Origin of the sequence: Mesorhizobium sp. M1428, from assembly GCF_040317515.1 — a bacterium.
Taxonomy (GTDB): domain Bacteria; phylum Pseudomonadota; class Alphaproteobacteria; order Rhizobiales; family Rhizobiaceae; genus Mesorhizobium.
In genome coordinates this window covers 1-11282 of sequence record NZ_JAMYKT010000023.1, presented here as the reverse complement: position 1 = coordinate 11282, position 11282 = coordinate 1, and the positions used below count along the sequence as shown (strand labels likewise).

Here is an 11282-nt window from a genome sequence, read left to right as displayed (position 1 = left end):
AAAACAGCCCTTGACCTTCCAGTTACTGGAAGCACTACCTCCGCCCCAACATCGAAATACAGGGGCTTTCGGCATGACGCATTCCGATCACCATCATCACGCCCATGGCAATTGCTGCTCGGCAAAGGGCGCCTCCTCTGCTGCAGACGCCGTCGTCCGCGATCCGGTCTGCGGCATGACCGTCGATCCGGCCGCCGGCAAGCCGACGGCCGAGCATGGCGGCCATCGCTATCATTTCTGCAGTGAAAGCTGCCGTTCGAAATTCGTCGCCGAACCCCAGAAATATCTGACCGCAACCGATCCCGTCTGCGGCATGAGCGTCGACCGCGCCACGGCCAGGCACTTCTTGCGGCACGAGGGCCAAGGCTTCTATTTCTGCTCCGCCGGTTGCCAGGCGAAGTTCGAGGCCGAGCCGGCAAAATATCTCGGCGACAGGCCGGCGCCGCAGGCGATGCCGAAAGGCACGCAATACACCTGCCCGATGCATCCCGAAATCATCCGCGACAAGCCCGGCTCCTGCCCGATCTGCGGCATGGCACTGGAGCCGATGGGGGTGCCGACCGGCGACGAGGGACCGAACCCCGAACTGGTCGACTTCACCAGGCGCTTCTGGGTGAGCGCGGTGCTGTCCGTCCCATTGCTGGTCATCGCCATGGCGCCGATGCTCGGCCTGACGTTCCAGGCCTTCATCGACGACCGTGCGAAGGTCTGGCTGGAACTGGCGCTGGCCAGCCCCGTGGTGCTGTGGGCGGCATTCCCGTTCTTCCAGCGCGGCTGGGATTCGATCCGCAATCGCAGCCCCAACATGTGGACGCTGATTTCGCTCGGCGTCGGTGCCGCCTATCTCTACAGCGTCGTCGCCACACTGTTTCCAGGCCTCTTTCCACACCAGTTCCGCGGCCATGACGGCACCGTGCCGGTCTATTTCGAGGCGGCGGCGGTAATCGTCGCGCTGGTGTTCCTCGGCCAGGTGCTGGAATTGCGCGCCCGCGAGAAAACCGGCTCGGCGATCCGTGCGCTGCTCGACCTGGCGCCGAAGACGGCGCGGCTGATCGGCTCGGACGGTTCCGAAAACGACGTGCCGCTCGAAACCGTCAAGGCCGGTGACCGCTTGCGCGTCCGGCCTGGCGATGCCGTGCCGGTCGACGGCATTGTGCTCGAAGGGCGTTCTTCCATCGACGAATCGATGATCACGGGCGAGCCGCTGCCGGTCGAAAAGACCGAAGGCGACAACCTCACCGGCGGCACGCTCAACAAGAACGGCTCGCTGATCATGCGCGCCGAAAAGATCGGCGCCGAGACGACGCTGGCGCGCATCGTCGAGCTGGTCGCCAAGGCGCAGCGTTCGCGCGCGCCGATCCAGGGGCTGGCCGACCGCGTCTCGTTCTACTTCGTCCCGGCCGTCGTGCTGGTTGCCATCATTGCGTTTATCGCCTGGGCGATCGTCGGACCGGAACCCAGCCTGGTCTTTGCCATCGTCTCGGCGGTCTCGGTGCTGATTATCGCCTGTCCGTGTGCGCTCGGCCTTGCGACGCCAATGTCGATCATGACCGCCACCGGGCGCGGCGCGCATGCCGGCGTGCTGATCAAGGAAGCGGCGGCGCTTGAGCGCTTTGCCTCGGTCGACACGCTGATCGTCGACAAGACGGGAACGCTGACCGAAGGCCGGCCGCGGCTGACCGACGTCATTGCCGTCGAAGGCATGGCACAGGACGAGCTGCTGGCGCTCGCCGCCGGTCTGGAAAAAGGCTCCGAGCATCCGCTGGCCGAGGCGATCGTCGAAGGCGCCCGCGAACGCGGCGTCAAAGTCCCGGACGCGAGCGGTTTCGAGGCGGTTACCGGCAAGGGGGTTTCCGGCACGGTTTCCGGACAGAAGGTGGCGCTCGGCAATGCCGCGATGATAGCCGATCTCGGCATCGATACGGCTTCGGTCCTGGCCAGCGCCGAGGCGCTGCAGGCCGACGGCAAGACCGTGATGTTCGCCGCTGTCGCAGGCAAGCTCGCCGGTCTCGTTGCCGTTGCCGACCCGATCAAGGCGACCACCGCCGAGGCGATCAAGGCGCTGCATGACAGTGGGCTGAAGATCGTCATGGCGACCGGTGATAACGAGCGCACCGCCAAGGCCATCGCAGCCAAGCTCGGCATCGACGCGGTGCGTGCAGGGCTCTTGCCCGAACAGAAGAACGCGCTGGTCGAGGAGTTGCGCGCCAGCGGTGCCGGCGTCGCCATGGCCGGCGATGGAGTCAACGATGCGCCCGCACTTGCCGCCGCCGATGTCGGCATCGCCATGGGCACAGGCGCCGATGTTGCGGTCGAAAGTGCGGGAATTACGCTGGTCAAGGGCGATCTCAACGGCATCGTCAGGGCCCGAATGCTGGCCCGCGCGACGATCCGCAACATCCGCCAGAACCTGTTTTTCGCTTTCCTCTACAATGTGCTTGGCGTGCCGGTAGCTGCCGGCGTGCTTTATCCGCTCACCGGCACGCTGTTGTCGCCGATGATCGCGGCAGCGGCGATGAGCCTGTCTTCGGTTTCGGTGATAGCCAACGCATTGCGGCTCAGGACGTTGAAACTCTGAGTAAAACTTCCAGATAGACCCTGTTCGAAAAAGGAGACAATGAATGACCTTGGCCAAGAAGATCGTGCTTTTGATGATGGCGGCGGGAATGCTGCTTGCTGTTTTCCTCGAAAGCGTTCCGGCACAAGCCGAGGAGATGAAGCACGACATGGGCGCAATGGGCGCGCAGAGCCCCTCGACCGAGGGCTACAAGGCGGCGATGGACAAGATGCATACCGACATGATGGCGATCGAATATTCCGGCAATGCCGATGTCGATTTCGCCCGCGGCATGATCCCGCATCACCAGGCGGCCATCGACATGGCCAAGATCGAGCTCGCCAATGGCAAGGATCCGGAAATGCGCAAGCTGGCCGAAGCGGTGATTGCCGCGCAGCAAGCCGAGATCAAGCAGATGCAGGATTGGCTCGCCGCCCATCCGGTGAAGTAGGCGTCACGCTATCAGAGCGAATCCGGGGAAGAGGCTTCACCTGGATTCGCTTTGGCGGCTATGATGTCGCCTAACTGGAGCATGCCATGCCATCGACGATACGAACGACCACCCTGCCGTGCGGCGAAGCCGTGCCGGTGCTCGGCCAGGGCACCTGGAAGATGGGCGAAGACCGCCGCCGCCGTGGCGACGAGGCCAATGCCCTGAAACTCGGGCTGGATCTCGGCATGACGCTGATCGACACCGCCGAAATGTATGCCAGCGGCGGCGCCGAGGAGGTGGTGGCGGAGGCCATCGCCGGGCGCCGCGACGAGGTTTTCCTGGTCTCCAAAGTGCTGCCGTCCAATGCCTCGCGCACCGGCGTGAAACGGGCCTGCGAGAACAGCCTGAGGCATCTCGCCACCGACCGCATCGATCTTTATCTGCTGCATTGGCCGGGCAGCGTGCCTTTGATGGAAACGGTAGAGGCATTCGAAGCGTTGAAGGCAGCCGGCAAGATCCGCCACTGGGGCGTCAGCAATTTCGATACCGGCGAGATGGAGGAGCTGGTCCGGTTGCCGGCCGGCGGCAATGTCCAGACCAACCAGGTGCTCTACAATCTGTCGCAGCGCGGCGTCGAGTTCGACCTCGCCCCGTGGAGCCGGCAACGCGGCATGCCGCTGATGGCCTATTCGCCGGTCGATCAGGGGGTATTGGCGCGCAACGCCAGGTTAGATGCCATCGCCGATCGCCACGGTGCGACGCCGGCGCAGATCGCGCTGGCCTGGGTGATGGCACAGGACGGGGTGATCGCCATTCCCAAAGCTAGCCGCCCGGAGCATATCCGGCAGAATGTCGCGGCGTTGGACATCGAGCTCACGAGCGGAGATTTCGCCGAAATTGACCGCGCCTTCCAACCGCCGAGGCGGAAGCGTGGTTTGGCGATGATTTGAGGGGGAGGACCAGAAACTGAGGTTGCGTTCCTTCACACCCCCCTCTGTCCTGCCGGACATCTCCCCCGCAAGGGGGGAGATTGGCAGCTTGATCGACAGCACGTCTTCTTCGGCGTTGGAAGCTAGCGAAGGCAGTCATGACATCCGATCTCCCCCCTTGCGGGGGAGATGTCCGGCAGGACAGAGGGGGGTGTGAAGCAACGCCATCAGACGAACAATAGCCGAGACTACTTCCCAGCCATCCCCCTCAGCCGGTACAGCGCCTCCAGCGCCTCGCGTGGCGTCATCTCGTCGGGATTGATCTCCGCTAGCGCCGCGCCCAGCCCATCACTCTTCGCCGGCTTCGACGCTTCCCGCTGCGCCGCCACGGAAAACAGCGGCAGGTCGTCGACCAGGCGGTTGGCCTTGCCCGAAACCTCGCCGGCTTCGAGCTGGTGCAGCACTTCCTTGGCCCGGCCGACGACGGCTTCCGGCAGGCCGGCCAGCCGCGCCACCTGGACGCCGTAGGAACGGTCGGCGGCACCCTTGCCGACCTCGTGCAGGAAGACCACGTCGCCTTCCCATTCCTTGACCCGCATGGTGACGTTGGAGAGCCGCGGCAGTTTTCCGGCGAGCGCCGTCATCTCGTGGAAATGCGTGGCGAAGATCGCCCGGCAGCGGTTTTTCTCGTGCAAATATTCGACCGCCGCCCAGGCGATCGACAGGCCGTCGAAGGTGGCGGTGCCGCGGCCGATCTCGTCGAGGATGACCAGTGCGCGTTCGCCGGCCTGGTTGAGGATCGCCGCCGTCTCGACCATCTCGACCATGAAGGTCGAGCGACCGCGCGCCAGGTCGTCGGAGGCGCCGACCCGCGAAAACAGCCGGTCGACGACGCCGATATGGGCTGATGCCGCCGGCACGAAGGAGCCGGTCTGGGCAAGGATGGCAATCAGCGCGTTTTGCCTGAGGAAGGTGGATTTGCCGCCCATATTGGGACCGGTCAGCAGCCAGATCGCGCCGGCCTTAGCATCGCCTTGCGGCGACAGATCGCAATCATTGGCGACGAACGGGCCTTCGCCGGAACGCCGCAGCGCCTGTTCGACCACCGGATGGCGTCCACCGGCAATCTCGAAGGCAAGGCTGGCATCGACCAGGGGGCGGCACCAGGCCTCGCTTTCGGAAAGCAGGGCAAGTGCGGCCGAAACGTCGAGCACGGCGAGCGCTTCGGCGCCGGCGCGGATCCTGTCGGCCTGGCCGACGACTTCGGCCGTCAGCGCCTCGAAGGCGGCAAGCTCGATCGCCAGCGCCCGGTCGGCGGCGTTGGCGATCTTGGTTTCCAGTTCTGCGAGTCCCGTGGTGGTGAAGCGCATGGCGTTGGCCATCGTCTGGCGATGGATGAAGCGCGCCTTGGCGCCGTCGCTGCCGGTCATCAGCGCATGGTGATTGGCGGTGACTTCGATATAGTAGCCGAGCACATTGTTGTGCCTGATCTTCAGCGAGCGAATGCCGGTCTCGTCGATCAGCGAGCGTTCCAGCCCGGCGATGACCTTTCGCGACTCGTCACGCAACGCCCGCATCTCGTCGAGTTCGGCGTGGTAGCCGGAACGGACGAAGCCGCCGTCGCGCTTGAGCAACGGCAGCTCGTCGCCGAGCGCCTGTGCCAGATGCGTCGCCAGCTCACCGGGCAGTGCCTTGATAGCTCCCAACGCCGCGGTCAGTTCGCCCGGCAAGGCGGTTTGCCCGAACAGTTCGGCGATGGCGCCGGCCGCTTCGAAACCGGCGCGCAGCGCGCCGAGGTCGCGCGGGCCGCCGCGGTTGAGCGCCAGCCTGGACAGCGCGCGCGGCATGTCGGCGACGCTCTTCAGGCTTGCCCGCACCGCCTGGCAGAGGCGCGTCTCGGAGCGGAAGAACGACACCGAGTCCAGCCTTGCTGCGATTGCCGCCGGGTCGGTCAGCGGCGCCATCAGCCGGTCGGCGAGCAGCCTTGCGCCGCCACCGGTCACCGTGCGGTCGATCGCCTTGAACAGCGACCCGTCGCGGCTGCCGGACAGCGTGCGCAGCAGCTCCAGATTGGCGCGCGTCGCCGGGTCGATGAACAGGGTCGAACCCTGCTCCTCGCGCTGCGGCCGCGACAGCGGCGGCCGCTCGGCTTTCTGCGTCTTCTCGACATAGGCGATGACGCCTGAGATCGCCGACAGCTCGGCGCGCGAAAATGTGCCGAAACTGTCAGGCGTCGCCACCTCGAAGAAGCGGGCGATACGGCCGGCAGCGGATGCCGAATCGAACAGCGACGGCGGCTGCGGGCTGGCGACGCGGCCGAGCACGTCAAATACCGGTTTCAGCTCCGGGTCGTAAAACACCGGCTCGGCGACGATAAGCTCGCGCGGGTCGACACGGAAGAGATCGGCGAGCAGCCGGTCGGCGGTGGTTTCGGCGACGCGGAAGACACCGGTCGAGATCTCGATCCAGGCCAAGGCGAAAGCGTGATCACTGCTGCCGCCCTTGACCCGTCCCAGCGCCATCAGAAAACTCGATTCCGACGGCGCCAGCAGTTTGTCCTCGGTGATGGTGCCTGGCGTCACCAGCCGGACGACGTCGCGGCGCACCACCGATTTGCCGCCGCGCTTCTTCGCCTCGGCCGGATCCTCGATCTGCTCGCAGACGGCGACGCGGAACCCCTGGCCGATCAGCTTCTGCAGATAATCGTCGGCGGCATGCACCGGCACGCCGCACATCGGGATGTCGAGCCCCTGGTGCTTGCCGCGCTTGGTGAGCACGATGCCGAGTGCCCGGCTCGCCTTCTCGGCATCGTCGAAGAACAGCTCGTAGAAATCGCCCATGCGGTAGAACAGCAGCGAATCCGGGTTCGCTGCCTTGATCTCGATATACTGCTCCATCATCGGCGTCGCCGGCGCGAAGGCCGGCGTGGCGTTGTCGCTTCGAATGGGCGTCTCGTCGTTCAAGAAGCTGCTTCCAAAATTTTGCAAGCCATGCTTGGCGGTTTACAGCGGCGAAGTGTAGCCTTAATCCCGAACCTTCCACAAAAGAAAGCATGCGCACCTATCGCAAGCGGTGCCGTACGGGCGAGGAAACCAAAAGTACCATGGCCAAGAAAACCGAAAGCAACGGGCCCTCCGTCAGCGCCCAGGAGGCGTTGGAATTCCATGCCATGGGGCGTCCGGGCAAGCTGGAGATCGTCGCCACAAAACCAATGGCGACCCAGCGCGATCTCAGCCTTGCCTATTCGCCGGGCGTCGCCGTTCCGGTTCTCGCCATCGCCGAGGACCCGAGCCGCGCCTTCGACTACACGGTTCGCGGCAACATGGTCGCCGTCATCTCCAACGGCACCGCCATCCTCGGCCTCGGCAATCTCGGCGCGCTGGCCTCGAAGCCGGTGATGGAAGGCAAGGCGGTGCTGTTCAAGCGCTTCGCCGATGTCGATTCCATCGACCTCGAGGTCGACACCGAGGATGCCGACGAATTCATCAACTGCGTGCGCTTCCTTGGGCCCTCGTTCGGCGGCATCAACCTCGAGGACATCAAGGCGCCGGAATGCTTCATCATCGAGCAGCGGCTGCGCGAGCTGATGGACATACCGGTCTTCCATGACGACCAGCACGGCACCGCCATCATTTCGGCCGCCGGCCTGATCAATGCGCTGGAGGTCACCGGCCGCGACATGAAGACCACCAAGATGGTCTGCAACGGCGCGGGTGCTGCCGGCATCGCCTGCATCGAATTGATGAAGGCGATGGGCTTTGCGCCAGAAAATATCATCCTGTGCGACACAAAGGGCGTGGTCTTCCAGGGCCGCACCGAAGGCATGAACCAGTGGAAATCGGCGCACGCCGTGAAAACCGGCGCGCGTTCGCTGGCCGAGGCGCTGGACGGCGCCGACGTGTTCCTCGGCCTCTCGGCCAAGGGCACGCTGACCACCAAGATGGTGCAGTCGATGGCCAAGAACCCGATCATCTTCGCCATGGCCAATCCCGACCCCGAAATCACGCCGGAAGAAGTCGCCGAGATCCGCACCGACGCCATCATGGCGACCGGACGGTCCGACTATCCCAACCAGGTCAACAACGTGCTTGGCTTCCCCTACATTTTCCGCGGCGCGCTCGACGTGCGGGCGACCACCATCAACGACGACATGAAGATCGCCGCCGCCCGGGCGCTGGCGGAACTGGCGCGCCAGGACGTGCCCGACGACGTCGCCGCCGCCTACCAGGGAAACCGGCCGAAATTCGGCCCCAACTACATTATCCCGGTGCCGTTCGATCCGCGGCTGATATCGGCGATCCCGATCGCGGTCGCCAAGGCGGCGATGGACTCCGGCGTCGCCCGCAAGCCGATCCTCGATCTCGACCGCTACGCGCAGGAGCTTTCCGCCCGCCGCGACCCGATCGCCTCGACGCTGCAGCGCATCTACGACCGCGTCCGCCGCCAGCCCAAGCGCATCGTCTTTGCCGAGGGCGAGGAGGAGCAGGTGATGCGCGCCGCCGTCTCTTATGTGAACCAGCGGCTCGGCACCGCCATCCTGCTCGGCCGCGACGACATCATCAAGGAAAACGCCAGGAACGCCGGCATCGACCTCGGCAAGCAAGGCCTCGAGATCATCAATGCGCGGCTGTCGCGGCGCAACTCCGTCTACACCGACTATCTCTACGAGCGCATGCAGCGCAAAGGCTTCCTGTTCCGCGACTGCCAGCGGCTGATCAACAACGACCGCAACCATTTCGCCGCCTGCATGGTGGCGCTGGGCGATGCCGACGGCATCGTCACCGGCGTTACCCGCAACTATTCGACGGCGCTCGACGACATCCGCCGCGTCATCGACGCAAGGCCCGGCCACTGCGTCATCGGCGTGTCGATCGTGCTGGCGCGGGGTCGCACCGTGCTTGTCGCCGACACCGCCGTGCACGATATGCCTAATGCTGTCGAGATCGCCGACATAGCCGAGGAGGCCGCCGGCTTCGCCCGCCGCATGGGCTACGAGCCGAGGCTTGCCATGCTCGCCTATTCGACCTTCGGCCATCCGCAGGGCGAGCGCTCCGAGCGCGTCCAGGAAGCGGTGCGCATCCTCGACAAGCGCCGCGTCGATTTCGAATATGACGGCGAGATGGCCGCCGACGTGGCGCTCAACGCCCGCGCCATGGCGCAGTACCCGTTCATCAGGCTGACCGGCCCGGCTAACGTGCTGGTCATGCCGGCTTTCCACTCGGCCTCGATCTCGACCAAGATGCTGCAGGAGCTCGGCGGCTCGACCGTCATTGGCCCGCTGCTGGTCGGCCTGAACAAGCCGGTTCAGATCGTCTCGCTGAACGCCAAGGATTCGGACATAGTCAATATGGCAGCGATTGCGGCGTATAGCGCGGGGGCTTGAGCGGCGGGGCAGCAGCAGCGCCTCTCCCTTCTCCCCTTGTGGGAGAAGGTGGCCTCGCGAAGCGAGGTCGGATGAGGGGTGTTCCCGCTTGGCGCGGCAGCGCTCCGCGCTGCGCGCCGATCCACCTTCTCCCACAAGGGGAGAAGGAAGAGGTGTCGCTACAGCAATCCTGCCTGCTCGGCCTCGCGGCGCAGATTCTGGTGTGGCCTTGGGCCGATCTGCTGGATGACCAGCCCGGCCGCCAGCGAGCCGAGATCGCCGCACTGCTTCAGGCTGCGGCCTTGCGTGTAGCCGTAGAGGAAGCCGGCGGCGTAGAGATCGCCGGCGCCGGTCGTGTCGACCAGCTCGCGGATCCTGGTGGCCTCGATGGTGACGGTCTCGTCGCCGCGGACGATGACCGAGCCCTTTTCCGACCGAGTGACGGCGGCGATCTTGCAATCCTTGCGGATCTGCGCCAGCGCCTCGTCGAAGGACGCGGTCTGGTAGAGCGACTTGATCTCGTGGCTATTGGCAAAGACGATGTCGACGGTGCCTGAGCGCATCAGGTCGAGGAACTCGTCGCGATAGCGGTCGACACAGAACGAGTCCGACAGGGTCATCGACACTTCGCGCCCGGCGGCGTGGGCGAGCTTGGCCGTCTGGCGGATCGCTTCCTTGGCGCGCGGCGGGTCCCATAGATAGCCCTCGAAATAGGTGACCGCGGCGCCCGACGCCTTGTCGGCCTCGACGTCCTCCGGGCCGAGCTCGATGCAAGCGCCGAGATAGGTGTTCATCGAGCGCTCGCCGTCCGGCGTGACGAAGATCATCGAGCGCGCCGTCGGCGGTTCGCCGTTGAGCGGCCTGGTGTCGAAGGCGACGCCCTGGGCATGGATGTCATGCGCATAGATTTCGCCGAGCGCGTCGTTGGAGACCTTGCCGAAGAAGGCGGCGCGACCGCCGAAGGAGGCGACGCCGGCCGCCGTGTTGCCGGCACTGCCCCCCGAGGCTTCAATGGCCGGGCCCATGCGGCTGTAGAGCAGTTCGGCGCGCCGCGTGTCGATCAAATTCATCGCGCCCTTGATGATGCCGTTGGTCTCCAGGAACGCCTCGTCGCACTGGGCGATGATGTCGACGATGGCATTTCCGATACAAAGCACGTCATAGTCCGGCATCAATTCATGTCTCCGCCAAAAAACCACCGGCTTTCTGCCACGCCGGGCGCGGGCGGGTCTAGCGGTTTGATGCGGCTTTGCCTAGTCGCCAATGCGGCGATCCGACGAATGTCAGCATCGCGACCATCGTTGGATGGCGGCCGAAGCATTTCCCGCGTGCCTGGCTTACAAGCATGATGAGCGATGCCCAGAGGTTCCCGCCGGCCATGTCCATGAAAACCGACACCAGGATCGAGCTGGTGCTGCTCGTCATATTGGCGGTGCTGTGGGGCGCGTCCTACAGCTTCATCAAGGTCGGCGTCGCGACGGTCCCGCCGGTGACGCTGATCGCCGCGCGAACCCTGATCGCGGGTGGGATCCTGTTTGCCCTGATCCGCTGGCGCGGTTTGGCCTTGCCGGGCGATGCCGCAAGCTGGCGCCGGTTTGCATTCCAGGCATGCCTCAACAGCGTCGTGCCGTTCACGCTGATCGCCTCGGCCGAGCGCTCACTGGACGCCGGGCTGGCCACGATCCTGAATGCGACCTCGCCGATCTTCACCTTTTTGCTGACCGCCCTCATCACCCGCCACGAACCGGCGACCATGCGCAAGCTGTTCGGCGTCGCCGCGGGAATAGCCGGCATATGCCTCGTTGTCGGCGCCCCGGCGCTAGGCGGCCTCGGACAGCAATTGTTGCCGCAACTTGCTGTGGTCGCGGCGACGATCTGCTATGCCGGCGCGGGCGGTTTTTGGCGGGGCGTGAGGGGGGGGGGCCCCCCGGGGGCCGGCCCCGGGTTGGTGTGATGGGGCGCCCCGCGGGGGGGGACGCTTTTGCGTTGGGTTGGGCGGGC

At 65.3% G+C, this 11282-nt stretch carries 6 protein-coding genes and 1 pseudogene; 5 read left to right on the top strand and 2 right to left on the bottom strand.

The annotated features are described in order from the left end of the window. The first annotated feature begins 73 nt into the window (after positions 1-73). The 3 genes from NKG60_RS25115 to NKG60_RS25105 all read left to right on the top strand — a co-directional run bounded on the left by NKG60_RS25115 (position 74) and on the right by NKG60_RS25105 (position 3940). A complete protein-coding gene (locus NKG60_RS25115; protein WP_352975860.1) occupies positions 74-2578 on the top strand; it encodes a heavy metal translocating P-type ATPase in 2505 nt (834 codons plus the stop codon). Between the two features lie 43 nt (positions 2579-2621). Continuing rightward, positions 2622-3008 (top strand): CopM family metallochaperone, encoded by a 387-nt coding sequence (gene copM / locus NKG60_RS25110; RefSeq protein ID WP_352866840.1) that lies wholly within the window; start codon positions 2622-2624, stop codon positions 3006-3008. 86 nt (positions 3009-3094) lie between these two features. Further along, positions 3095-3940 (top strand): aldo/keto reductase, encoded by an 846-nt coding sequence (locus NKG60_RS25105; protein WP_352866838.1) that lies wholly within the window; start codon positions 3095-3097, stop codon positions 3938-3940. Positions 3941-4167: 227 nt separating this feature from the next. Here NKG60_RS25105 and mutS read toward each other — a convergent pair whose 3' ends face one another. Continuing rightward, positions 4168-6819, bottom strand: coding sequence for a DNA mismatch repair protein MutS (gene mutS / locus NKG60_RS25100; protein ID WP_352975882.1), 2652 nt, complete (start codon positions 6817-6819; stop codon positions 4168-4170). Positions 6820-7022: 203 nt separating this feature from the next. On the opposite strand from mutS, the gene NKG60_RS25095 reads away from it, so the two are divergent. Further along, positions 7023-9302 carry an NADP-dependent malic enzyme gene (locus NKG60_RS25095; RefSeq protein WP_352866835.1) on the top strand — a complete coding sequence of 760 codons (2280 nt, stop codon included), beginning with the start codon at positions 7023-7025 and terminating at the stop codon, positions 9300-9302. Between the two features lie 158 nt (positions 9303-9460). Here NKG60_RS25095 and NKG60_RS25090 read toward each other — a convergent pair whose 3' ends face one another. Continuing rightward, on the bottom strand, positions 9461-10453 hold the full coding sequence (locus NKG60_RS25090; RefSeq protein WP_352866832.1) for an adenosine kinase: 993 nt from the start codon (positions 10451-10453) through the stop codon (positions 9461-9463). Between the two features lie 173 nt (positions 10454-10626). On the opposite strand from NKG60_RS25090, the pseudogene NKG60_RS25085 reads away from it, so the two are divergent. Next, positions 10627-11208: pseudogene (locus NKG60_RS25085) on the top strand (DMT family transporter); the annotation flags it as partial. Positions 11209-11282: the final 74 nt, after the last annotated feature.